This window comes from Paenibacillus sp. N22P23 (assembly GCF_059383735.1).
On the sequence record NZ_JBXENT010000003.1, the window covers coordinates 408,571 to 434,560 of the forward strand.

Genomic DNA, 25,990 nt, shown 5'->3' on the forward strand with positions numbered 1-25,990 from the left:
TTAACAAGCAGCATCTCTGGATAAAATGGGAGAATCTTATAGGAAATGCTGCCCATATATAAAAAAGCCGAGAGCACGAAATTCGTCTCTCCGCTTCACATTTTACTGCTGGACTTGTTTGGGCCGGACTGTGTCCCTCGTTAGACGACAGCTCGCAATCTCGCTTCAACTTGCTCCACCCAAGCGCCTTCGCGATCCGCCAAGAGTGTCTCCCACTCCAGCTCCCGTGCTGCCTTTAAGTTTCGCTCCGCGTCGTCAACGAACAAGATGTTATTCGCTTGCTGTATCCGGGAGCTCACCACTTGATAAATCGACAGGTCCGGCTTGCAGCATCCTTCCTCACTCGATATGGTTACACTCGCTACATGGCTGCGAATGGGCTCCAGCAACGGGGCAATCCATTCATGACGATGGTTACTCAGCAGATGAATATCCGCCATTTCACTCCACGCCGGAATGCGATGGAATGCAGGAAGGTGCTTCAGATGTTTGGACATGCCTGCTTGTGCAAGCTGCACATCAAGCCCTGGATCTTGCTCACCCAGCCAGTGCCAGAACGCATGCTCATCGATTCGGCCCGTCCATAAATCTTCGCGAATGTCTCGTTTGAAAGCAGTCCGCAGCGTGTCGAAGGAGACAGTTGCACGACCCGCCGCCTCTTCCCAGAATTCCGGTGTGAAATTCGTCAGCAGCACGCCTCCGACATCCAGCACCAATTGAGGTCTGCTCATCATGTTGCATCAACCTCGAAGATCGAATCCACCACAATAGGCAGATTATTCCTAAGCGATACTGCCCCCAGCACCGACCTTGCATGGTTCCCTTTGTTATCGCCAAACACTTCAAACAGCAAATCGGAATAGCCGTTTAGCACTTTGTGATGCTCCTCGAAATCGGGTCCTGCATTAACGAAGCCTTGGATTTTCACCGCCCGTTTCACGCGATCGAGTGAACCAAGCGCATCCTTCAACACAGCTAACACTTCAAGACCCGCCAGTCTGGCAAATCGATAACCTTCCTCCGTCGAATAATCAATCCCCAGCTTCCCCTTCGGGTTGCCAGCCGGCCCTTTGCCTGATACAAACAGGAGACCGTTCACAATCATACAATTTGCATATTTGGCGGCGGGCTCGCTTGCGCTTGGCAGCTCAATATTTAATGCCTTTAACCGCTCTTCAATCGATTGTTCAGACATACGAAAACCTCCTCTTATTTTCTTGATGGAAATCCAAAAGCCATCAGTACAAATCCGATTAACAAGAAGAACCAGACGAAGAAGTTGCCGAAAAACAGGCCGACGCCCCCAAGATGATTTGCATACAAATCCATATTTGCGCTGCTCGCGGTCGCCACTGCATAAGCAATCATCTTCACGCATCGCTCGATCGTGTAGATACCTGCGCCAACCATCATAAAGATCGCACCGAGCTTCATATAGGTTTTATTTTCCATTCTATACCCTTAAGCAGGATTGAAAATTATCATGCTTAGATTTGATCCATAATGAGCCTCGCAAGCTCATCCCAATTCTTCTTATCCGTATTGATTTCCACGGTAGGCACTTTGGACAATTGCGCATGAATGCGGCACTGCTCTTGCGTTTCCAGCAGCTCCTGGCATGCTTGTCTGACTTCAGCTTCGGATTTATTGACCCATTCTGACGGTACTCTGCTCTTGATCCGTTCCTCCGTCACTTCTGGAGAAATCGTGAGCAGCACGCATTTCGCGCCTAGCGCTGCCAAATCCTCTTCAAGTCTCGTAATCTCAGTCGCATCTTCCTCTGCAAAAGCAACCCGGTGATTCAAGTGGAACCGCTCCAGCACATAAAATAGTCCTCTTGACTTCCGAGCATGCTTCCCCAGATAGACCGCCCAATCATTTAACTGCTTTAACATGTCGACTCTGCTTCGTAATAGCTGCAGATGTGTCTCTCGCGACAACCGCTCGTACGATCCTTGGACGTTATTCAAAACCTGCGAATAATGCTCGCCGAGGACGACGACGCTATTTTCTGCCGTTTCATCCTGCGATTGAAGTTTCTTGATTGCCCGCAGCAGCGAGGTTTTGCCAGCATTAGAGTAACCTTCTAGAATGATGCCTCTTATGTGCAATGGGATTCTTCCTCCGATTGTAAAGTTCTTTGCTGCGCCGCAAAGGTAAGCCAATTGCCCCTAAATTCGATGGCTCGTCCGTTCTTCTTCTCGGTGATGCACTGGGGGATATAGCTTACAATCCGTATATCCCAATCACGGTAGAGCTCTCTCAAGAGATTGATTGTCTCTTCCGTCCTCAGATGCAGCTCTATAACGCCGGGGCGCTGTTCGCCGAGCTCAATATCATATTCCACCACTTCTGTATTGATTAGGATACAATTGATCCCCTGATCTTTCGTTCCTCGGATCATCCGCTTCACGACCGCTTGAAAAGCGTCGAGATTCGAAACATGCTCCAGACAAGAGCAAGCGACGATATAGTCAAAAGCATGCGGTGAAATCTCATAGTGCTCAACATCCGCCACCACCGTCTGAATAGCGCTTTCGACCTCGTATCGAGCAGCATATTGCTCTAGTTTCTCGATTGCAATGGGGAGCAAATCGACGCAAACGACTGATCCTCCCGCAGATTGAACGACCTGAGCGATCGGAATACTGTTGCGCCCAACTCCGCAGCCCAGATCAAGAACATGGAGCGGTCTGCTTTGGCTAAGCTCCTGCAGCAAATTCATGACCGTTGCAACCGGCTTGGCGAGCCAAGTTCCGGGTGTAAACAGCTCCGTTTCCCGGTAGAACTCTTGGTGGTACCTCGTTTCCTGCTCTCTGGCTTTAGCAAAACGGTTCATGTCGTCGCTGCACCTACTCTCTCATTTACTTATTTCGCAAACCAACAACATTTTCCTTTTTCGCTTGGAAATTGCTGAAATCAGGCTGCGTGTAGGCATTATCTTAGTTAAAGCTGCGCTTCGGATACAGAGCATGCAGAATTATCTAACGAACCGTACGGGCCTTATTTGCGGTAAAATAACGCCGAAAAAAATCTAACGAACCACAGAGGTCTTATTTGGTGTTATGGGGGCAAATTGGAGCCTTATTAGCTGCAATAAGACCTCCACGGTTCGTTAGAATCTGAAACCTCTGAAATTGGCCCAAATAAGACCTGTATGGTTCGTTAGCGTACCTGCTGCTAGTTGCAACGAGCCGATGTCGTCCTTCAGCGGCCGCGCGGCCTATGAAAGGCCTTCTTTGAAGCTACGTCCTATGAAATGCGTACTATGAAGCTAAGTTCTATGCAGCTGCAGCTAAAATAGGCAAGCCACATTAAGTGGCTTGCCTATTAAGCATCTTATTTCCGCACCACGCGCGCCTCCCGGCACTGCCATCACGGCACGTGGTGCTCGATCACACGTCGGCGGTCAACCCGCGTGCGGAGCGATGCGCTCCGCGAGCCTCCGTCTATCCTTCATGCTCCGGCCGATCGGCCAGCCAGTCTTCCAGTGTCGCAACGCGCTCGGAGAACTTGCTGCTTCTGGCTAGGAACCCTGCGCCGTGCTGCGGCATTGGATCTTGATCCGTCGGCTGATAGCGCAGGTCCACGCTCCAGCGGACATGATCGGAATTGTTCGGCGTCGACATATGGAGCAGCCGGTCGTTGAACAAGATGGCCGTGCCTGCCTTTACCGGCAGCGCGACGGTTTTACGAGAACCAAGCTGGTTCTCGTGCAGCGCGGTATAGCCTGTTCCGCTGTAAGACTCCGAGTGCCATTCCAGCAGCTTCGTGTTCTGGGTGCGCGGCTTAATATGGAGACAGCCATTCTCGAGTGTGGCATCTACGAAAGAGATCCATACAGTGATGACTGGATTCGCATTGGAATCCGGCCAGTAGGATTTGTCTTGATGCCAAGGCACGGCACCAGCCGCCACACGAGGCACTTTTGGACGCACATTATATACAGGGCTTGCGAAGATTTCATCGCCGATCAGCGACTCTACGGCATCAATGATTTTCGGATTACTCATGAGATGGTAGTACCCCTCAAGCCGGTCTCTCCACCCGCGTCCGAATTTGAGAAAGTCCTTATCCGTTAATTCGGCAAACAGCTTCGCGAGCCGATATGGAAAGGGTTCATCCTCCAATTTGTCCGTAATCAGCCCATTTGCAAACAAATCATCGGCAATCATGGTTACCTTATCAGACATAGCCTGTCTCGGCGCTGCCATATCCTCATCGTTCAGTAAATCCTCCAAAATCAGGTACCCGTCCCGATTGTACTGCTCCAGCTGCAAGTTGGTTAAACTTCCACGCGTTACACGGTGAATGGCCATTCCGATACCTCCATAACCTGTAGTCCTTACGTGATAAATGTAACATCTGAGGCTCCAGATGTATTTATTTCCCTTTCCACAAATTTATCATAACTTCCGCTAAATCTTTCATCTACTCCACGGTTATCGTCGTATAAACTTCACCATTATAATGACTATCCACAACATCCTGGGTAAGTGAGAAAACACATACCGCTGAGATATAATAGGTGCCCGGCGGAAGCCGCAGCTCCTTCTCGGCATAGAATGCTTGCCAGAAGTCAGCATCGGGATCATCGGCACTATAACCGCCGCTTTTGAAGAATGGATATTCGATCGTCTTCCCTTTCGAGAGCTTAGTCGCTGCTAATTCGCTTGTGTTGGCACCCTCCATTGCGAACTTCTTCCCATCCGTAATGGTGAATCCGACATAGGTGTGGCCGCCCCAAATCGTTATGGAATCGCCATCGCCGACATAGGTCAAACTGGCCGAATAGACGATCGGCTCGTCTTTGGTAAAGGTTGTTTTGGCGATGTTCAGCTTCATCTCGAACAGATCATCTTTGTACTGCAGCCGCGGTGCGGACATTTTCTTCTGTAGGGCGGGGTCAATGGCAGCCTCCTCAAGATTCTTACTGCCCGAGCTGCCACAAGCTGATAACACCAACATCAACATAATCATGATCATCGATTTCATAACGTCCTCCTACTGGTCCGTCTTCTTATCCACCAGACGATAACTTACAGTAAAAGGTTACTTTACTGCATATAAAAGAGCGAAAGACCGGCGCTCTCTCGCCGGTCCTTCACCCTTATTAAGCCTATACCTGTATGCTACTTAATCGTATCTAAGATATCTTTGTTTTGTTCGTTGAAGTATTTTGTCATGGCCTCCAGTGATTTCTCGTCGGCACCTTGTTGAACGGCAAGCGCTTGGAACGCCTTCCACATGGACTCGAATTGTGCGTCGTCCTTGGCCGCCATCGTTTTCGTCAATGCCTTCTCGAAGGCATCGCGGTTTTTCCAGAAGGCATCCGCCTCAGGAACGCTGCCGAAGAAGCTCCAAATTTCATAGTCTTTCTTCACTTTCGTTTCGAAATTGGATTGCGCTTGACCAGGAAGGTTACCCGGGTCGAAGAAGCCGAGCGCGTCGCCTGCATTTAAGACTCTGTCATAGTTGTTGTATGGAGCCAAAGGACCCGCTCCCCACATGTAACTAGGGTAATATGGCCATGCGAAACCGTAGCCGTCCGTCGAGGCAATGCGCGTATTAAATAAATTATAAGACATCTGAGCTCCGTTGGTTTGATCGGTGTATACCATGGCGTTTTCTAAGTCTTTGTTCGTGAATACGCGTTTGCCGTCCTTCTCTTCGAACAAGCCTGCGCTCTTAGGACCCCACTCGTACATTTTCTCGCCCGTCTCGGAAATCATGTAGTCCAAGAAACGAATGACTTGCGGCAAATCCTCTTCGGAAACTTTGTCTTTGAAGATCATGATCGAGAAGTTGATTCCGTTCTGCCCACTCGGAATGAACGTTTTGGATAGGTCAATTGGCTGGTCGATCCACAATTTTCTGTAGCGGTACGGTTTGCCTGCAGCCTTCAATACAGCAGCATCCGGCGATTCGTACGGATATGGCATTGCATATTGACCATTGTTCAGCTTCTCGAGATGGGTAGCGTTGTTCTCGAGGAGTGAGTTTGGATCCATGACTTTGTCGCGCACGAGCTTGTTGAATTGCGCGATACCGGCTTTGAACCAGTCTTGTTGAAATTCATACTGAATGCTCTTCGTTGCCTTGTCGTAGTACGTAAAGTATGTGTTGCCTGCAGGCATGCGGTAAAGGTAACTGAAGAATTGAGTCATCAAGGCCCAGTTATCTCCGCCGCCGAAGGCGTAGCTGACTTGAACCGGTTTACCGTTTTCCTTAATGTCCTTGTCTTTGATTAGCTTCTGCATATCGTACATGAATTTGACCAAATCGTCCGTCGATTTAATTGGCACATCGAATATGTCTTCATGAGAGAATTTGCCATTCTTAATGTACAGCGCTTCCAATTCATCCTGCGTTTTGGCGTTCGGATAAAGCATCTTCAGAAGATCGTCACGTACCCAGACAAAGCTGTTGCCTCCCGCTCCGTTTAGCGGACTTGGAGGAACAAAGTCAGCGTTCAACTGCTTGATCGAGCCGTCCGGATTACCAACCATCGTTGGGAAGCCCCAAATTTTATTGCCGTCCAGATGCTTGCTCGTAATTTGTTCTTCAATAAGTGGGAACACGTCGAACGGCATTCTCTTCGCCACGTGCGGGGCGTACTTGGCGATCGCATCGGTTAGGTCATACACTTTGCCCGCCTTGATCAAGTCTTGGAAAGGAGCCATGTCGCCGTCGACAAAGGCGATATCCGGCCAATCGTTGGAAGCGTTAAGCAAGCCCATTTTGACTTTGACGTCTTGGCCGCCGTTGTCGAACGAGCCGTCTTTATCGAAGGAAACGCCGGTTACGCGTTTGATTTCAGGAGAAACGACGTCTTTGTCTGCGACCGGACGTTTAGCATCGCCAGGACCGTGCGTATACCAAACTTTCAAATTCAATTGCTTGCCCGTCCAGTCCGGCAGTTCGGAGCTGTCGGATACTGTGTCGAGCATGTCATAGTACGCAGCAGGCTCTGCAGCGGTGTTCGTCGAATCGGTTTCGTCTGTCGTCTCTGTGCTTGTATTCGTACTCGTGTTCGTTGCCGGTTCGTTTTTGGCGGTGTTGGTATTGGTATTATTATTGCCATTCGAGCATCCAGCGATTATGGTAACGACCATGATCACTGAAAGTAACACGGAAAGCGTTTTTCTGGTTCTATTTTTCATCGTTTAGCCTCCTGATTTTATCGGTATCGGTTTGGCATCATACATGAAATATAAGAATTCGCACGCAACTCGCCTACCAAGCGTGTTTCTCCAGTCCCCCTCTCCTTCGATGTACCCCTTAAGCGGAATTGGATATCATGCTAACGGCTTGACGTTCCTGACTCACCTCCTGAAAATAGTAAGGATCGTTCTACTCTTTCACTGCCCCAAGCGTGACTCCCTTTACGAAAAAGCGCTGCAGAAACGGATAAATGATGACGATCGGAATCGTCGTGATAATAATGTTCGCCGCCCGGATCGCTTGCGGCGTCGTATGTGCCTGACCCGTAGAAGTGATGTTTATCCCCTTGATGATTGATTCTTCCAGCAGCTTGGCTACGCGTTCTCCCTCTTTCAATATTTGCATGAGGATATATTGCATCGTGAACAGCTTGCGGTCGGTGACGTAATAGAGCGTCGTCGTCCAATCGTTCCAATGGTTGACTGCTGTCCACAGCGTCATGACGGCAATGATCGGCATCGACAGCGGCATGTAGACGCGAGTCATGATCGTCCAATCGTTCGCTCCGTCGATCCGGGCCGACTCTCCCAAGCTCTCGGGAATCGTGTAAAGATAAGAACGGATGATGACCATGTTATATAGGCTAAAGCCCACCGGAAGGATATACACCCAGAATGTGTTGGATATGTGCAGCTCCGAGTAGATCAGGTAAGTCGGAATCAAGCCGCCGTTGAAGTACATCGGAATAATTAAGAAGACAAGAAGAGCGCCTCTGCCGAAGACATCTTTCAACGTAAAGGCGTAAGCGCAGGAATATTGAACGATAACCGCGATTGCCGTGCCTGCCGCTACCCGTGCAAGTGAAATCCAAAGCGCGTGGATCACTTCGTCATTCGCGAACAAGAGCGTGAAATTATCCAACGTGAACACCCGCGGGAAAATCGTGATACCGCCGAATTGGGAATCCATTGGATCGTTGAATGCAAGAGCCAGGACGTTCACATAGGGGAAAATCATCGCGAACACCAGTACCGACAGGAAAGCGATATTCACGACCTTGAATATTTTGTATGACGTGGATTCATGGTTCATATGCGCCTGCTCCTTTAGAAGATCGAGATCTGGGACAACTTTTTGGCGATTTTGTTCGTAGCGATGATGAGGGAGAATGCAACGACGCCTTCGATAAAACCAACCGCGGCGGCTGTCGAATAGTTACCTTGCTGGATGCCTGATGAATAGACGACTGTTGAGATGACAGGGAAGTCAATGAAGGCGTTCTGCATCCCGTAGACAAGCTCGAAGTTGCTTCCAAATAACGATCCAAGCGTGAAAATCAGCATGATGATTGCCGTCGTTTTGAGCCCTGGTAACGTAATGTATAAATGCTGTTTGAATCGGTTGGCGCCATCTATCTTCGCCGCTTCGTACAAATTGGGGTCAATCGACGTAATCGCAGCCAAGAATACGATCGTCCCCCAGCCGACTTCCTTCCAGACGCTCAGTAGGAGGAGCAAGGGTACAAATAGCGCTTGATTGGACAAAAACATCGATCGTTCGTCGCCTGAGCCGAGGATCATCATTCTCAAATCGTTAATGGGTCCATCGATATCAAGAAGCGAATACGTCAAGCCGACGACCGCGATCCAGGACAGAAAGTGCGGCAGGTAGCTTAGCGTTTGCACCGATCGTTTGAATAGCCCGTTACGAAGCTCGTTCATCAGAAGCGCGAGAATGATCGGAGCCGGAAAACTGACGAGAATTGTGAGCATGCTGAGAATTAGTGTGTTCAGTATCGCTTGCCTTAGCATTGGGACGTGAAACACCTCATTAATGTGCTTAAAACCGACCCAAGGACTATGCCACAATCCAGCGAAAATATTATGATCCTGAAAAGCAACCAGGATACCAGGCATTGGCAAGTAACTGAAAATGAGCGTCAGGACGACGGAAGGAAGCATTAATAAATAAGCAAAATAGCTCTTCTTCATCTTTCGCTTCCAATTCGGTTTCTTCGACAGCATAACAGGTGCAGCGATGTTTCCTTCACTGGTTGTAACCGCCTTCACTTTAACTCACCCTCCTAAACGCAATTGGTTGACTTGGATTTAGCATACCTATTGAAAGCGCTTAATTAAAGCTAATATGCGGAAATGTGATATAAGAATCAGGAGAATGTGATAAAAAAAAACCTGCACACTCGCGCAGGTTCAACGGGCTAATTCTAACGAGGAACCCTCGTCGATAGCAGCCGGAATCCGAATCATAACCGTCGTGCCATTACCGGGCTCGCTCTGGATTTCCAGCTTGTGCAGCTTCGGATAAAAGATATCCAATCGCTTCCTTACGTTCTTCATTCCATAACCTCCGTACAGTCCGTTAGCTTCGCCTTCAAGCAGCTGCTCGATCTGGGCAGGCTCCATTCCTGCTCCATTATCGGATATGGCGAATACGACATCGTCACCTTCCTGCTTAGCCGATATTCGAACGATGCCGCCTGTCTCTCGTCCGATTAACCCATGCAAGACAGCATTCTCCACGACCGGCTGCAGCAGATGTTTGAGAACAGGTCGGTAACCAATTTCCTCATCATATTCGATGTCGTAGTGGAATTCGGTACCGAATGCAAACTTCTGAAGACGCAAGTACTGCTCAATCATTTCGAGCTCCTGAACAATCGTTACAATGCTGCTGCCCTTGTTCAAGGCGATTCGGTAATATTTGACCATGGAGTTGATGACGTCCTTCACCTGCTTGTCCCCGCTAATCGAACGAATCGTGGACAATGTATTGTAGAGGAAATGTGGATTAAAGCGCTCCTGAAGCAACTGCGTCTCCAGCATCTTTCGTTCAAGCTCGTAATCCGTGATTCGTTTGTAATATTCTTTGACTCTCAGGATCAGTTCAAAATAAGAATTGCCCATTCTCTCAAATTCGTCGTGGGTGGTATAGGTCAGTACCGTATCGTCATCGCTTATGAGACTTTCCACGTTTTTGTTCATTTTGCGAAGCAGCGTTTCGAGTCTCTTGGTCAAATAGTACGAGACGACCTCGACTGTAAAGATGAGAATGGCGATGATAATGAGGAAAATAACGCCAACAGAAACCCAATACCATTTCAATTCTTGGAAAACGAGATTCTTCGGAATGTACCAGGAAATGTGGCCGACCGGTGTGTGTAAGGGCAGGCTTAGTACATAAAATGAAGATTCCGGATTCGTGTCGGCGTCAGCCCTCAGCTGATAATCACCATATTGTCCGGCTCCCTCGAAATTGATATAACTCCCTTTAGGGATGTCATGCGGGAAGAAGCCGGTAAGCTGATTCAGCTGGACGCGCATTTCGATAATGGCGAGCGGCTTGTTGAGCGAAATCAATTTTTTATAGGCATAGATGTAATCTGCCTGAATGGTAGAGTGGACATTCAGCTTCGCTTTCTTAATTAGCCAGAAAAGTTCTGAGTTATTCGTGTTCAAGATGGCGTCCTTGAGACTTGTCGCAGCATCTATTTGTTCATTCTCCAAATTGACGATGCTTCGCATGTATTCCCCGTCGTAATTCGTATCCTTGAGGGCATAAATGACCATCTCCGTCTGGATGTTCTCCGTTTTGGCAGCCTTCATAACACTCTGCAGATATTCGCTAAAATCCATGATGCGGACTAAATTATTATCCTTATAAGTTGTCTCTAAATAATTGATAATGAAGTAGTTGTTGTTAATGAATTCGACTTTATTGACGTTGGAGTCCAGCATGGCATTCACGCTGTTCACGCTGGTTTCAAGCTGCGTTCGCTTCTCGGCCAAAATATCCTTTACTTTACTGCTGTAGATCCGGCTTGTCAGGAAAGAACCGAGCACGAGCATAGGCAGCAGCGCAAACACGAAGATGATCGCCGCGACTTTATGCCGGTACCTCAACCGATTCAATTTGAACATCGTTTCGCCCCCGATCTTACTGCCATGAGCTTTAAAGCGCGGCCTTGCTTTTGAATTCAGCCGGTGTCATGCCTACGTTTTTCTTGAACGCCAGAATGAAGTAGGATGTACTCACATAACCGACAGCTTCCGCTACTGACGCGACTTTGCTGCCTTCTTCCTTGAGCAGCTGCTTCGCCTTATCCGTTCGGAATTGGACCAGATAATCGAAGATGGTCTGTCCGGTTTCCTTCTTGAACAATCCGTTGGCGTGGCGGCCGCTCAAATAAACGGATTTCGAAATTTCCTCGATGGAGATTTGATCGCGGTAGTTATCATGGATCATCTGTTTGATCGCGGCGATTATTTTCACATTCTTGGAGCTGTTTCGGTCGGTCACCCGCTCCTTAATCACCTCGAATGATTGCCTGATCCACTGTACGACCTCTTCCTTGGTGCTCATCCGGTTCAATTTATCCCACACCGCCATGTTGTCGCCGAAAATGTCCTTCATAGACTGGTTTGCTTCCATAAACAGGATACCTGACAGATGGGAGCAGAGCAGCGCGAAACCCTTCACATAATTCTCGCCTTGCCTCACGTTAGCGGCGTTCAAGTACTTATCGATAAATTCCTCGACGTCTTGTCCGTTTCCGAACGTCATGAGTGCTTTCATATCCTGGTAGACTTCCACCAAGCTCGGCATGTCCTCCATAGGAATGTCCGAACGATCGTCGATTTCTTCGAAACGAATAATGGGGTTGCTTCCACTGTAAAACCGCGTATTTACCGCTTGCTGCGATTGCTGATACAAGTGCTCCAGCTCTGTCAGCTCACGGGAGCTCTTGCTGATTCCCATCGTCGTATTGATGCCCAGCTCTCCGTTAATCGCTGTATGAATCTGGACTGCCGCGTCGATGACGTCCTGCCTGTCGGTTTCAAGATCGAAAACAATAACGGCATACTCGTCCGCCGAAATTTGGACCGGATACATCGATCTGGAGACATTTCCAGCTTTAGAGATCAGGTTCTTCATGGAGTAGGAGAGAAAGTAGGCATCTCTGGCGCTTCGGTGTTCCCGCTTGCTATCTGAGGCTAGGAAATTCATGGAGATGACGCTCATATTCGCATGATCGACGATCGGGAGCGCGAGGAATTCAATCTTGTCCAGGATTTCTTCTTTATTGCGGAAGTTACCCAGAAGCACTTCCTTCAGAAATTGTTCCTGCACAAGCGGAAGCATCCCTTCCAGCTGTTTCAGCATTCGCTCTTTCTCTATTTGCTCACGGTGCTGCTGCGTAAATTCAGCAAGAAGCTTATGAATCGCCAGCTCCAACTCATCAGGCATAATCGGCTTAAGCACATAACCATAAATCCCAAGCTCGACGGCGGATTTGGCAAATTCGAAATCGGTGTGGGAGCTGACGAAGATGATTTTGACGTTCGGATGCGATTGCCTGATTCGGACGGACAGTTCTATTCCGTTCATTAGAGGCATTGCGATATCTGTAATTACGATATGAGGTCTGAGGTCATCCATACGGGAAAGCGCTTCCAATCCGTTCGTGAAAAGTCCTACTACTTCTATGCCAAGCGACGTCCAATCGATCAATTCTTTGATGGTATTCCGTTCGTATTTGTTGTCATCCACGATGAATAATCTGAACATCGCATTCACTCCTTATCCCCGGATGAACTGCTATCTCCATTATTTCAACAAAAGAGCAAGGAACACAATACCCTATCCGCCATCCCGATACTTCCGCGGCGTAACGCCGTTCACTTTCATAAACACATTATAAAAGGACGGCTCGCTCTGGTAACCGACGATCTCAGCAATTTCTTTGACTTGAAGAGTTGTCGTGCGCAAATACCGCTTAGCTGCCTCCATTCGGCAATAGATCAGAAACTGGATTGGACTTACACCCATCTCATTCTTGAATAGATGCGCCAGGTGGTATTTATTCAAGTACGTTTCCTCGGCAAGCGACTCCAGCGTGAGCGGAGCGCTGTAGTTCTCCTCCATGATCCGCTTTGCTTTCCAAACCGCTTCCTTCGAGGGCACCCGCGCCCGGTCCGCCGCATCGCTGTAATGAGCGATCCGCGCCAGCTTAGCAAACAGTATGCCCAAATAATGATTCGCAATGGTCTGCGATTCCGGCTCTCCCCTGCTAAACTCCGAAATACAATCACGCATCAAATTGCGGATGACCGGCAATTGATCATGCAGATGAATGATTGGCGCAGCGTCAGGCGGGAGAAAGAAATCCGGCGGAAGCTCCTCGACCTGCAGTTCTCTAAACCCGATATAGGTTGCGCGAAATGGATGCTTGGTTGACTGCTCCTTATGCCACACGCCGCGATGATAGACAAGCATCGTTCCGGCTCCTGCCGTGCAGCTTTTCCCGTCGATCTCAAACTCGCCTTCGCCTTCTTCGATCAGCAAGATTTCGCTGTGGTCATCATGCTTGTGCAGCTCCAGCAGGAACCGGTCCGGATCGCCGCTTAAATCAAACGAGCTGCCTGCCAGGAACAGCGGCAATCTACGAAATATTGTCGAATCCCCCATGCTGGATTCCTCCTTACCCCCGCGCAAGAATGGATAGTTTTTCGCCCAAGTTCACTTATTGTCTCTCTTGGCCGGATGACATAACCTTAATATAGATAACGCTTGCAATCTGTATTTTCAGCATAATTCAGAAAGCCGATTTCGTACAACATTAAATAGTTTGCTAAGGAGCGTGCGTGCTTTGCTTCAATTCAAGAAGAGACAGCTGTCCGAAGAGAAATACGAGGCTTGTGCTGTGTTTGATGTGAACGGAGACGGCATTGCCGATATCGTCAGCGGCGCCTATTGGTATGAAGGGCCGGACTATGAGAAGAAGCATTTTATATGCGATGTATTGGAGATTTCGGAGTATCACGATGATTTCTCCGATTATCCGATGGATGTGGATGGCGACGGACGACTCGATATCATTACCGGCGCATGGTGGGGCGAGACGCTTCGCTGGCGCCGCAATCCGGGCGAAACCGGCACAGCTTGGGAAACGTTCGATATCGACAAATGCGGAAGCATCGAGACGATTCGTTATTACGATATTGACGGCTGCGGCGTGCCGGAAATCTTCCCGAACACGCCGGGGATGCCGCAGGCTTTCTACAAGCTGGTTCGCGATGCGGATGGCCGTGGAACCGGACAGTTTCAGAAGGTTGTTATTAGTGAAGGGGCAAGCGGCCATGGCATGGGGTTCGTCGATGTGAATGGCGACGGCCGCATGGACATTGTGCTGTGCGGCGGCTGGTTGGAGCAGCCTGAGGATCCTTTTGCCGGACTGTGGACCTTCCACGCCGAGTTCTCGCTTGGCAGCGCAAGCGTGCCCGTGCTCGGCCATGACGTCAATGGCGACGGACTGATTGACCTGATCGTCGGCCAAGCGCATGATTACGGGCTGCATTGGTATGAGCAAGGCCGGGCTGCGGACGGATCTCGGACGTGGACGAAGCATGAAATCGACATGTCGGGCTCCCAGTTCCATGACCTGTGGCTCGTTGATCTTGACCTCGACGGCGAGCTGGAGCTCATCACGGGCAAGCGATACCGCGCTCATAATGACGGCGATCCGGGGGCACATGATCCCATTGGCATCTACTATTACAAGCTGGATGGCGGCAAGTTCAAGAAGCATGTCATCGACTTTGGCCCTGCAGGCGAGGCGTCAGGAGCCGGCATCTACTTCTGGGTGCAGGATCTGACCAGCAACGGGTATCCCGACATCGTCGCTCCGGGCAAGGACGGATTATATCTATTCGAAAATCATGGAAAAAGAGAGGGATAGTCGAATGAGCAAATTACGAATCGGATTTGTCGGCGGCGGCGGCATGGGGCAGATGGCACATCTCAGCAACTATTCGGTATTGCGTGATCAGTGCGAGGTTGTAGCGCTCGCTGAGGTGCGGCCGCAATCTGCGCGGTTGGTAGCAGATCGCTATGGCATTCCGGAAGTGTATGCGAGTCATCATGAGCTGCTCGCTCAGGCAAAAGTGGACGCCATCGTGGCGCCGCAGCAGTATCGGCATCATCCTGCTCTTATTCCGGATATTTTGCGAGCCGGCATACCTGTCTTCACCGAGAAGCCGCTTTGTTTAACCGTTGAAGCCGGGCGAGAGCTGGTGCGCATCAGCGAAGAAACCGGCACGCTTCATATGGTCGGTTACCATAAACGGTCCGATCCTGCGATGGAACGCGCCAAGAAGGAAGTCGATGCTTGGCGAGCAAGCGGCGATTACGGCAAGCTGCGCAGTATTCGCGTTGCAATGCCGCCAGGCGATTGGATTGCCGGAGCCGATATGCCGCTGAGTGCCGGCGAGCCGTATCCATCGCTCGTGCTGGAGCAAGGTCCCGCGGATTATACGGATCAGCAGACGCGGGATCTGGATGCATTCGTGAACTACTATATTCACCAAGTCAATGCGATCCGCTTCTTCTTAGGCGAGAACTACAAGCTGACCTTCGGTGACCGCGCCGGTGTGCTGCTAGTCGGCGAGAGCGAGAGCGGCGTAACCGTCTCGCTTGAAATGGCCGCCTATCAAACGTCGATCGAATGGCATGAGCAGGTTATCGCAACGTTCGAGCAAGGCTTCGTCCGCGTTGATCTGCCAGCCCCGCTCGTTCGTCAGCAGGCGGGCAAAGTGACGATATACAAGGACAATCCGCAGCTCGGCGCGCCGGAAATCGTACAGCCGATCATGCCGAACGTCTCGGCGATGCGCAATCAGGCGCTGAACTTCCTCGCAGCCGTGCGCGGCGATCGCCCTGCGCCATGCACATCCAAGGAGGCGCTAGAGGATCTCATCCTCGCCCGCTCCTACATTGATTTTATGACGCGCACTTACGGGCAGCAGCCCGCGAACACGTAGGTTGGCGCTGGCGCTCGGGGATTGGGCTCGGCGCTGGCGCTTGGGCGCATCGGGCCCGGCGTTGGCGCTTGGGCTTGGCGCTGGCGCTCAGCGTTGGCGCTTAGCGTTGGCGCTTAGCACTCAGTGCTGGCGCTTGGGCTGGGCGCTTGGCGATTGAGCTTGGCGCTGGCGCTTGGCGATTGCGATTGGCGCTTTCGCTCGGCGATTGGCACTCGGCGATTGGCACTCGGCGATTGGCACTCGGCGATGGGCGCTCGGAACCCCCGTTTTCCCCGTGTGAAATTCTAACGAACTCCACGGGCCTTATTTGGCCCAAATAAACGCCTAAAAATGGCTAACGAACCGTAGAGGCGCTATTTGCTCCAAAAGTGTGCTTTTTACTCGAAATATGGCTAAATAAGACCCCTACGGTTCGTTAGATTATTTTAGCAGCCATAATTGCCGAAATAAGACCTGTAGGGTTCGTTAGAATTTTCCGAGTGCGTTGGAGTTGTGCGTGTTGGGTTGTGTGTGTTGAAGTTGTGCATGTTGAGGTTGTGCGTGTGCGGTTGTGCATGTTGGGTTGTGCATGTTGGGTTGTGCATGTTGGGTTGTGCGTTTTGGAGTTGTGGATGTGCGGTTGTGCATGTTGGCGTTGTGCGTGTAAGGTCAAGGCTAGTCGGTTGTGCATGTTGGGTTGTGCATGTGCGGTTGTGCGTGTAAGGTCAAAGTTAGTCGATTGTGCATGTTGGATTGTTTATGTTGCGTTGTGCGTGTTGGATTGAAAGTGTTGGAGTTGTGCGTGTTAGGTGGTTAAAGTGGGGCATGGCCCCGCAAAAACGTTGAGGAGCTGATACCATGAGAAGAATCGCGATCATTGGTGCAGGCAGTATTGTGTTCTGCAAGACGCTGATGCTGGATATTATGGCGACGAAGGTGCTCGAGGAGACGGAGTTTGTGCTCATGGCACCGTCCACGAGCAAGACGACGCAGGTGAAAGCTTTTGCCGATAAAGTGATTGCCCACAATGGGTTGAAGTCCAGAGTCACCATTACGACGGATCGCCGGGAAGCGCTGCGAGGGGCCGACTACGTCATTACTTCCTTCCAGGTCGGCGGCGTTGATCTGTTCGAGAAGGATTACAAGATCCCACTCTCCTACGGCGTTGACCAGTGTATCGGCGATACGCTCGGACCGGGCGGCGTATTCAGGGCGCTGCGCAGCATTCCGATCATTCTCGACGTTGCCCGCGACATGGAAGAGCTGTGTCCGAATGCGACGCTGCTGAACTACGTCAATCCGATGGCGATGATTTGCTGGGCGCTTGGCGAGACGAAGATTAAGTATGTCGGGCTTTGCCACGGCGTGCAGACCACACTGGATCTGATCTCCGGCTATGTCGGCGTACCGAAGCAAGAAATCGACTACGTGTCTGCAGGTATCAACCACATGGGCTGGTTTACGAAGCTTTCGCACAAAGGCGAAGATCTGTACCCTCGTCTGCGTGAGAAATTCGAAGAGCCGGAATTCTACGTCAACGAGAAGGTGCGCGGCGAGGTATTCCGTCACTTCGGATATTTCATGACCGAATCGACCGGCCATCTCTCCGAGTACGTCCCATGGTTCCGCTCCAGTCAGGAGGCGCTCGATCTCTACTGCGACGAGCCATCCTTTGGCGGCGAAAGCGGTGCGTACTATACATGGTGTACGTATGTTGCTGACAAATACCGCGAGAAAGATGTCCTAGCCGATGAGCCGGTGGATCTCCCGCCGCGCAGCGTGGAGTACTGCGCTTATATTATCGAAGCGCTGGAAACAGGCAACACCTTCAAGTTCAGCGGCAATCTGCGTAATAACGGTATGATTTCCAATCTGCCCGAAGATTGCTGTGCAGAAGGCCTTGTCTTCGCAGACCGTAACGGCCTGCACCGCACGGTCAATGGTGATCTGCCGCCGCAATGCGCCGCGCTGAACATGACCAACATCAACGTGCAGCGCCTGACTGTGCTTGCCGCAAAGACCGGCGACCCAGAAACGGTCGTGCAAGCCGTTGCGCTCGATCCGCTCACCTCCTCCGTTCTTACGCTGAAGCAAATCCGCGAGATGGTGACAGAGATGATGATCGCGCAGCAGCAATATCTGCCTCAGTTCGAAGGCCGACTGCCGCGTCCAACACCAACCATCAACATCCCGGCCAATGTACAGCGCGCAGATGTGCCGATCGATCCGGCACTCGCGGTCTATTCCCGATTCGGGGAGCTGGCAAAGTAAGCTTATATCATGCGTTCATCAAAAAAGCCTACTGCGCACGCGGTTTCAGCGAGACCGTGTTGCCGAGTAGGCTTTTTTCAATTAATAGGGTAACAAACAATAGACAACCGTTTCAGCAGAAAAGCCTATCCGCAGCGGATAGGCTTTTTCTCAATTAGTAATATTGATTCTCCTTGTATTGGATAACGAGTCGCTCTTGCATCTTTGCTTCCACTGCACTCAGCTCACGATCTAGCTGCTTCAACAGCTCATCTGTCAACTGAATCGCCCCCGGTGCAAGCTGCGCATGATGCTGCAGCGTTTGAATGCGATAGGCGGTTGGCGGATGCGTCCGGTCTAGCGTAGAACCCTCCATCATCTCGACGCGCCGAATGCGTTCAAACTCACGTGGCGGAATGGAGCGCACAGCTGCCTTAAGCTCGTCAAAATAGTTCCCTTTTGCCCCCCTAAGGACAAATCGCTGGCGCGATAACACAAAGGTATTATAACAAAACATTTTACGCGATAATCCTAACGCTCCCTCTGTACCGCCGACTTTTGCCCCGAGGTAATCTGCCATATACTCGGCCTTCTGGCTCTCATAATAATTAACATGGATAAACAGCTTTATAAGCAAGTCCGGAATAAGAGATAAGATCTTCATCAACAACCCTACAATTTGAGATAAAAGTCCTGATAAGCTGCTTTCAACCTTATTCTCATCCATCGGAGTGAGCAATCTATACCAATTCTCCAATGTGGCGATCGCAGTATAGGTGTATAAACCTCTAATGGAATCCCCGTTTATACCATGTCCCACTTCATGCCCGATAAGCGCCGCTTTCTCGGCTGGACTTAAGATACTGAATAAGGGAAGCCCTAGCGTCAAATACCGTTTCTGTTTAAACCCTGCTTGCCGGTAAGACGCATTAAATTCCTCATCTATAAGAATACCCTCAAAATGAGGCATATGGAGATAATCGGCAATCTGATCCGCGAAAGCATACAGAGTAGGAAATTGCTCTCTTGGTACAATGTCCCGTCTTTCCTCTTTGCTTAGTTTCGGGATGCGCGGTCGCTGCACCCATAGCGATATCAACAGCAGAGCAGCAATAATCGCTAGCACCGGGTACTCCCGATATAAGGACAGAGCATATAAACAAAGCAGAAGCATGCCAAGGGAGATGGCATGAATGATCGTCGCCAGTACGATCGCGAACAGTTTGGTTTTACTTGGCTTAGGCATTAACTGTGCAAGCACTTCCATATCGCCGAGCAACTGCTTCCCTACTTTTCGTCCAAGCCGCTCATAAAAGGAGGCAAAGACGGATGAAGCATGTTCTTGGCGATGAGGCTTCAAATTCCAGCCGCACTCGCACCAAGACATAAAATTCAGATGTGCAGCAACCTGCGAATGGCATTGTGGACATTGCTCGGTTTGTACCGCCGCCCCATTCTCTTGAACCACGACTATGCTATCTGGCATGTGCAGCCTTCCCTTCCCGGCATGTTAATCTTAATCTCATTAAATGCAAGGTATAGTTTAGCACATAAAATGTAAACGCGGTTACATCCATTTTCACTATTCCGAGGGAGCTACATTGCAGGCAAAATAAAAGCGCAAGGGAATGTTCCCTTGCGCCATCTTACGTGCATCGCACGTCTTCTCTATGCTTTCAATGCACGCATAATCTCCTGCAGAAAATCCCAAGTTCGTTCCACGGACGAGATCGAAACATGCTCTTCCGGTGTATGGAAATTGTACATGTTTGGCCCGTAGGAAACCGCATCGAGATACGGCATTTTCTCGATAAAGATGCCGCATTCCAGGCCGGCGTGGATCGCCTTTACTTCCAGCGGCTTGCTGTATTTGCGCTCGTAGACCGCTTGGAATACTTCGCGCACCTTCGAATCCGAGCGGTATGGCCAGCCCGGGAAATAATGATCGTGGCGGTACGTCACACCCACAGCCTCGCCAAGCGTTGCCATCTGCTGCAGCACCGCATCCAGCTGCGATCGATGCGAGCTTCGAATGAGGCTCTCGAAGACGACCTCATTCTCGCGAGTCGACAAGGTCCCGATGTTCGTCGATGTCCGAACGAGGTTCTCAATCGCCTTGTTCATGCTAAGCACGCCGCTAGGAATCAGCGCGAGCAGACGGATAACCGTCAGCTTCGTCTCTTCCGAGAACCAGCGCGCAGCCGCCCCAGCGTCTATCGATACCTTCACGCCTGGGTCCGATACTTCATACTCGTCCTGCAGAATACGATTCCACTCTGCAATCCGCTCCTCCGTCACACGCAGTCCATCTTCGCTTAATCCAACAACCGCTTCCGCCTCACGCGGAATCGCATTGACCTTCATTCCGCCGCTAATGCCGGCTAAGTCAAATGCCGTATGCCGGCGCAAATCATCCAGTACCCGCCCGAGCAGTTTGTTGGCGTTGCCGCGCTCGTGAATAATGTCATCGCCGGAATGGCCGCCTTTCAGTCCCTGTACGGCAATGGTATACGACTTGCCAGCATGGCCTCCATCCTGCCAAGCAATGGGCACCGTATGGAACGCCGATGCGCCCCCGGCGCTGCTCACGAACAGCACGCCTTCCCGGTCGGAGTCGAAGTTGATGAGCATCTTCCCGCTCAGCTTCGAGGCATCGATATGCTCCGCGCCGGCCATGCTCGTTTCTTCCTCCGTCGTTAGCAGGATTTCAAGCGCGGGATGCGCTAGATCCGTTGCATCGATTAACGCCATCGCAAACGATACCCCGATGCCGTTATCCGCCCCAAGCGTTGTATCCTGCGCATAGATCATGTCGCCGTCCAGCTTGAAGCGGATCGGATCTTTGGTGAAGTCATGCTCCGTCGATTTATTTTTCTCGCAAACCATGTCTAAGTGGCCTTGGAAAATAACCGCCGGTGCCTGCTCGTACCCCGGCGCGGCCGGCTTCTTAATGATGAGGCTGTGCCGTTCATCCTGAAACACGGTGCAGTTGCGCGCTTCCGCAAACTGCTTCATGAAATCGCTGACCGCCTTCTCATTCCCCGATCCTCTTGGAATCGTAGACAGCTCTTCGAAGAAACGAAGCACCTTGCAAGCTCCGGTGTACACTCTATTTAGTTCTGGCATCATAATCCTCCTATAGGTAGACACAGATTAGGCCCGACTTGCCCTAGGCAGGCAAAGTCAGGCCTTTTCCATTCGATATCGTCTAGTTTAACGCATGCATCGCGAGGAATCCAGTGATCGCTTAAACGCCGCCATTCTGCTCGAAGAAGCTCTCGTAAACCTTCGTCATTTCGGCTTGCTTGCTCGAGATGATAAATAGCACGTAGTTACCTTTCGTCAGCAGCTTGTAGTTCTTCGCATTCTCATATTGGTCAGCCTTCTGGGATTCGAACGCCTTCTGCACTTCCTCAGCCCGCTTCTTAATCGCCGCTTCCACTGTAGGAATATCTTTGGCATCCTTTACTTTGAAGACAGCAACTTCATTCGAGGACAGGTTCGCCATCGGCATGCGCACATTGAAATCCTCCAGCAGTGCCGCATCGAGCTGATAAAATTGCTTCAACGTCAACTTGTCGAGCTCCAAAAACATCGGCTGCCCGGCCTGCTTCGTCATTTGATTAATCATCTCTTTCGCAGACAGCTTGGATTCGACGACCTGCTCCTGCTCCTGATTCTCATTCTGGTTCTCGCTCTGGTTTTGTCCCTGGTTCTGTTCCTTGCTGTCATTGCTGCCGCATGCGCCAAGCACAATCGCGATGATAACGGTCAACAGGAGTATCATGATTTTCTTCATTTTGTACATTCTCCTTGGTGTGAGGTTGGACGAACTATTGTATGCGTCTATTGACGAATGAAGGAGATGAAAGGTTACATGATTACAGTTCCCAATTTCTGTACAAAAAAAAAGACTTTCCCTCAACAAAAGCTGAAGGAAAGTCCTTTTTACTCAAACAAATGCAGCTGCTAACTTGTAAACAAGCGGCCCGTAGGAATGATTTGCTTCGCTTGCGAAGCACTCGACCAGGAGAGCTGCGCGTGCGCATTGCCGCCGTTCTCGATATACTCCATCTTGATGTCGTATTTCACGCCTGCTGTAAGTGTAATGGTCGCGCTGAGTTCTCCGTTCATGGCGACCCAGTTGTTAATGATTTGTTGGCCATTCACCCACAGACGCACACCATCATCCGTGTGTGTGTAGAACGTGTAGGTCTCCGAGTATTGCGGTTGAACTTTACCGGTCCATCTCACGGTAAACCATTCACCCGGCACATCATCGGTTGGCCTTCCGCCGCCCCAATCGAAATCAACGGTGGCATCGGTTCTGCTCATGGCCAGCGTACCAAACTCTCCGGAGTAGTATTGTCCCAGCAACCCATTCGTTCCCGATGTCGGTGCATTCGTCGTGACGTTCAGCGTGGAGCTGGCAGCGGATAAGTTATTGGCCGCATCCTTCGCCTTCACCGTGAAGCTGTAGGCAGTACTTCCAGTCAAACCAGTGACCGTGAACGTCGTTGCACCTGTTGTGGAACCTGCAAGAGCAGCTCCGTTATAGATGTTGTAGCCGGTGACGCCGACATTGTCCGTCGATGCCGTCCACGACAGATTGACACTCGTATCCGTCTTGGATGGCGAACTCAACCCGGTCGGTGCCGTAGGAGCCGTCGTGTCCGAAGACGCGTTCGTCGTTACGCCAAGTCCGCTGCTTGCTGCCGACACGTTGCCCGCTGCATCTTTGGCCTTCACCGTAAATGTATAGGCCGTACTTGCAGTTAGGCCGCTCACTGTAAAAGTTGTCGCACCAGTAGTGGAACCTGCTAACGAGCTTCCGTTATAAATATCGTAACCCGTTACACCCACATTGTCGGTCGATGCCGTCCAAGACAAACTGACGCTCGTCGAGGTTTTCGATGGCGATGATAAACCTGTCGGAGCCGAAGGAGCCGTCGTATCCGAGGCTGCATTCGTCGTTACATTCAGCCCGCTGCTCGCTGCCGACAAGTTGTTAGCTGCATCTTTGGCCTTAACTGTGAACGTATAGGCCGTATTTGCCGTAAGTTCGCTCACTGTGAAGGTTGTTGCACCCGTAGTAGAACCTGCTAACGTGCTTCCGTTATAAATATTGTAGCCTGTTACGCCGACATTGTCCGTCGATGCCGTCCAAGACAAACTGACGCTTGTCGAGGTCTTAGATGGCGATGTTAAGCCTGTCGGAGCCGTTGGTGCTTGTGTATCGCCGCCTGTGCCGCCAGCTTGATTGACGTCACATGTCTTGTATTGCCCAGCTGCCGGATCCGTTCCGAAGCCGTTATTGGAACACATGACGGTGTTCGTGAACGTTCCGTATACATAACTGCCAGGTACCCCATAGCGAACTTGCTTCGTACCCGTGAAATTACAAGGATTGTTCTCGCCGGCACAATTTACCCAGTTTGCAGCAGGATCCGTTGTCACAGTTAACGCGTTGCTGGCCGCCGAAATGTTGTTGGAAGCGTCCTTCGCTTTAACTGTAAACGTAAAGGCCGTGTTGGACGCGAGTCCCGTAACGGTGAAGGATGTCGCACTCACGCCAGTAGTCGTACCTGCCAAAGTTGCACCGTTATAAATGTTATATCCTGTTACGCCGACGTTGTCCGAAGAGGCCGACCACGACAGGCTTACGCTCGTATCGTTCTTCGTTGGCGAAGATAGACTAGATGGCGCCGTTGGTGCCTGTGTATCGCCGGCATCCGTCGTCACGTTCAAGGTATTGCTTGCTGCGGATACGTTGCCTGAAGCATCTTTCGCCTTAACCGTGAAGCTGTACGCCGTGCTTGGCGTTAAACCTGTAACGTTGAACGTCGTTGCACTTGTCGTCGAACCGATCAATGTACCGCCTCTATACACATCATAACCGATGACACCTACATTATCCGTGGATGCTGTCCACGAGAGATCTACCGTAACATTCGATTTCGTAGGTGCGGACAAGCTGCCGGGAGCGGTAGGAGCCGTCGTATCCGGCGGGCCGGTAAACACCGTAACCGTCTGTTCCTTCACGCTTGCTCTTCCACCGTTATCCCATACGCCAAGAATAACTTTGTAAGTACCTGCCTTCAGGTACGTATAAGTCGGGCTTGCCGTTGTAACCGGGATGCCTTCACCCAAATCCCACAGATTCTCAACGATCGTTCCGTTGTCCGTGGACGTATTCGTGAACGTAATCGGCTGCCCCAGCTGTACCGTCAGCGGAGCCGTGAAATTCGCGATCGGCTTTGCGTCGCTGAAGCCTCTGCTCGTAAGCTGCGTATTCGTTGCATTCCCGCTCACCGTATTGTTGGTCCACTCCAGATCCGCCGCGGAAGAAGGGTACTGGTCAATCGAAGGGCCGCCATTGCCCGTAATTGTATTGTTAATGAAGCTGATACGGTCCGTTCCGCTCGCTGTCGTAATCTCAATGGCTTTGCGGCCGTTATTGAGGATTTGGTTGCTGTCGAATACGATATTCTTCGTATCGCCATGGATTCGAACCGCGTTACCGTCATACCCCGGATAAGCCGCAGCAGGATTGCCGGTCGGTCCGTTCTTCCAGGTGTTTTTGTAGAAATACTGATATTGCTCGGTAAATCCGGTGCCTGCCCCTTGGAGCTGCATGCCCCACATGACGATGTTTTGAACCGTATTGTAGTTCCACAGCTGGTAGCCTGTTCCCGGTGACTGCTGCATCCCTACCTGCTGACCGCCATCGACGAGATTGCCGGATGTAACGCCGTGATCGACCATGACCTCAAGGCCCATATGACCTACTGTGCCATCGTTCGCTTTCACGATGTTATTACGTACCGCGATGTATTTGGAACGCACCGCACTAATCCAGTGGTCGACGTTGTTATTCTCTATGAGTGAATAATCGACGTTAGTGTGCAGCTCGATGCCGAGACCTTCCATCTTCTTGCCCGTTCCTGTGATCGTATTGCCTCGAACAGTCGCATAAGGGCTGTCATCATTGACGAAAATCCCGCCGCGTCCGGTATTAGAGATCGTATTATTCTCAATTAGCGCATGGCTCGAACCCCAGCCTGCGCGCACTCCTCCTCCCCAATCCGAATTCACGCCGGTATTGGTCACGATATTATCGGAAATTTCGAGGTTCGTGGAGCCAATGGCATAGAGTGCGAACGGCCCGAAACCCGCCGATGCGGCCAGATCCTTGACTCGCAGATGACGCATTTTATTGTTATTGCCCGACTCGGATGTTACTGCGGACAACAATACCGCGCTGCTGTTGCCGTCCAGCGTCATATCCGCCACTTCCGCGTTCGAAACGTTATGAAGATAGAAGAACATAGTAGAGGCCGAAGCCGATGTCATTCTCACAGTCGTTAGATCACGGCCCGCGCCTGCAATTTTGACGCCGGTTTTACCGTTGACATTCGCAGACAAATAGTAGGTACCTGCTGGGAGAAGTACCGTATCACCGCTTGCTGCAGCATTGACGGCATTCTGAATAGCTGCCAAATCATCTGCCGTATCGCTTCCATTCGCTCCGTAAGCGGTTACATTAAGTGTCGCCGCAAAAGCAGATGTAGCTGGAATAATCGGAAGCATAAGCGATAATGCAGATAGAATTGTAATGACCCGCACCTTCAACGTTCCAATCTTGCCATTCTTACTTCTAATCCTCAACAATCCCTCATTTCGTCGATTAAAATCGTCTGTCTGTTTTGCCGAATACCGCTTACGTACCACCCCTTCTGAAGTTGAGCCATCCCTCCTCT

20 protein-coding genes are annotated in these 25,990 nt (G+C 50.7%); 3 read left to right on the plus strand and 17 right to left on the minus strand.

The window, feature by feature from the left end:
* Nucleotides 1-140 precede the first annotated feature (140 nt).
* From AC506A_RS17130 to AC506A_RS17190, 13 genes are all read right to left on the minus strand, one after another.
* Complete coding sequence (locus AC506A_RS17130) at nt 141-734, minus strand: HAD-IA family hydrolase (protein ID WP_495462225.1); 594 nt, start codon at nt 732-734, stop codon at nt 141-143.
* A complete protein-coding gene (locus tag AC506A_RS17135; RefSeq protein ID WP_495462226.1) occupies nt 731-1,195 on the minus strand; it encodes a RidA family protein in 465 nt (154 codons plus the stop codon). Before AC506A_RS17135 ends, AC506A_RS17130 begins: the two co-directional genes overlap by 4 nt.
* Before the next feature lie 14 nt (nt 1,196-1,209).
* Complete coding sequence (locus tag AC506A_RS17140; protein ID WP_495462227.1) at nt 1,210-1,452, minus strand: hypothetical protein; 243 nt, start codon at nt 1,450-1,452, stop codon at nt 1,210-1,212.
* A gap of 35 nt (nt 1,453-1,487) precedes the next feature.
* Nucleotides 1,488-2,111: a hypothetical protein gene (locus AC506A_RS17145; RefSeq protein ID WP_495462228.1), complete on the minus strand. Its 624-nt coding sequence runs from the start codon at nt 2,109-2,111 to the stop codon at nt 1,488-1,490.
* Nucleotides 2,102-2,839 carry a class I SAM-dependent methyltransferase gene (locus AC506A_RS17150; protein WP_495462229.1) on the minus strand — a complete coding sequence of 246 codons (738 nt, stop codon included), beginning with the start codon at nt 2,837-2,839 and terminating at the stop codon, nt 2,102-2,104. Before AC506A_RS17150 ends, AC506A_RS17145 begins: the two co-directional genes overlap by 10 nt.
* Nucleotides 2,840-3,449: 610 nt before the next feature.
* Nucleotides 3,450-4,319, minus strand: coding sequence for a phytanoyl-CoA dioxygenase family protein (locus tag AC506A_RS17155; RefSeq protein WP_495462230.1), 870 nt, complete (start codon nt 4,317-4,319; stop codon nt 3,450-3,452).
* Nucleotides 4,320-4,431: 112 nt separating this feature from the next.
* Nucleotides 4,432-4,995, minus strand: coding sequence for a hypothetical protein (locus AC506A_RS17160; protein ID WP_495462231.1), 564 nt, complete (start codon nt 4,993-4,995; stop codon nt 4,432-4,434).
* A gap of 137 nt (nt 4,996-5,132) precedes the next feature.
* The gene (locus AC506A_RS17165; protein WP_495462232.1) at nt 5,133-7,163 is read right to left on the minus strand and encodes a type 2 periplasmic-binding domain-containing protein; all 2,031 of its coding nucleotides are present in this window, start codon (nt 7,161-7,163) and stop codon (nt 5,133-5,135) included.
* A 190-nt stretch (nt 7,164-7,353) separates the two neighbouring features.
* A complete protein-coding gene (locus AC506A_RS17170; protein ID WP_495462233.1) occupies nt 7,354-8,256 on the minus strand; it encodes a carbohydrate ABC transporter permease in 903 nt (300 codons plus the stop codon).
* A 14-nt stretch (nt 8,257-8,270) separates the two neighbouring features.
* Nucleotides 8,271-9,233: an ABC transporter permease gene (locus AC506A_RS17175; RefSeq protein ID WP_495462234.1), complete on the minus strand. Its 963-nt coding sequence runs from the start codon at nt 9,231-9,233 to the stop codon at nt 8,271-8,273.
* A 141-nt stretch (nt 9,234-9,374) separates the two neighbouring features.
* Nucleotides 9,375-11,102: a sensor histidine kinase gene (locus tag AC506A_RS17180; protein ID WP_495462235.1), complete on the minus strand. Its 1,728-nt coding sequence runs from the start codon at nt 11,100-11,102 to the stop codon at nt 9,375-9,377.
* 31 nt (nt 11,103-11,133) lie between these two features.
* Nucleotides 11,134-12,750, minus strand: a complete 1,617-nt coding sequence (locus AC506A_RS17185) for a response regulator transcription factor (protein WP_495462236.1) — start codon at nt 12,748-12,750, stop codon at nt 11,134-11,136.
* A 72-nt stretch (nt 12,751-12,822) separates the two neighbouring features.
* Nucleotides 12,823-13,650, minus strand: a complete 828-nt coding sequence (locus AC506A_RS17190; protein WP_495462237.1) for a helix-turn-helix transcriptional regulator — start codon at nt 13,648-13,650, stop codon at nt 12,823-12,825.
* A gap of 181 nt (nt 13,651-13,831) precedes the next feature.
* Between AC506A_RS17190 and AC506A_RS17195 the strand changes: the two genes are divergently transcribed.
* The 3 genes from AC506A_RS17195 (at nt 13,832) to melA (ending at nt 18,251) form a co-directional block, all read left to right on the plus strand.
* Nucleotides 13,832-14,920, plus strand: coding sequence for an FG-GAP repeat domain-containing protein (locus tag AC506A_RS17195; protein ID WP_495462238.1), 1,089 nt, complete (start codon nt 13,832-13,834; stop codon nt 14,918-14,920).
* 4 nt (nt 14,921-14,924) lie between these two features.
* Nucleotides 14,925-16,001, plus strand: coding sequence for a Gfo/Idh/MocA family protein (locus AC506A_RS17200; protein WP_495462239.1), 1,077 nt, complete (start codon nt 14,925-14,927; stop codon nt 15,999-16,001).
* Nucleotides 16,002-16,838: 837 nt separating this feature from the next.
* A complete protein-coding gene (melA, locus tag AC506A_RS17205) occupies nt 16,839-18,251 on the plus strand; it encodes an alpha-galactosidase (protein WP_495462240.1) in 1,413 nt (470 codons plus the stop codon).
* A 154-nt stretch (nt 18,252-18,405) separates the two neighbouring features.
* Here the strand turns inward: melA and AC506A_RS17210 are convergent, their stop codons facing one another.
* From AC506A_RS17210 to AC506A_RS17225, 4 genes are all read right to left on the minus strand, one after another.
* Nucleotides 18,406-19,716, minus strand: a complete 1,311-nt coding sequence (locus AC506A_RS17210) for a M48 family metallopeptidase (protein WP_495462241.1) — start codon at nt 19,714-19,716, stop codon at nt 18,406-18,408.
* Between the two features lie 182 nt (nt 19,717-19,898).
* Complete coding sequence (locus tag AC506A_RS17215) at nt 19,899-21,359, minus strand: aminoacyl-histidine dipeptidase (RefSeq protein WP_495462242.1); 1,461 nt, start codon at nt 21,357-21,359, stop codon at nt 19,899-19,901.
* A gap of 118 nt (nt 21,360-21,477) precedes the next feature.
* Complete coding sequence (locus tag AC506A_RS17220; protein ID WP_495462243.1) at nt 21,478-22,029, minus strand: DUF4358 domain-containing protein; 552 nt, start codon at nt 22,027-22,029, stop codon at nt 21,478-21,480.
* A gap of 170 nt (nt 22,030-22,199) precedes the next feature.
* Nucleotides 22,200-25,898: a fibronectin type III domain-containing protein gene (locus tag AC506A_RS17225; RefSeq protein ID WP_495462244.1), complete on the minus strand. Its 3,699-nt coding sequence runs from the start codon at nt 25,896-25,898 to the stop codon at nt 22,200-22,202.
* Nucleotides 25,899-25,990 lie beyond the last annotated feature (92 nt).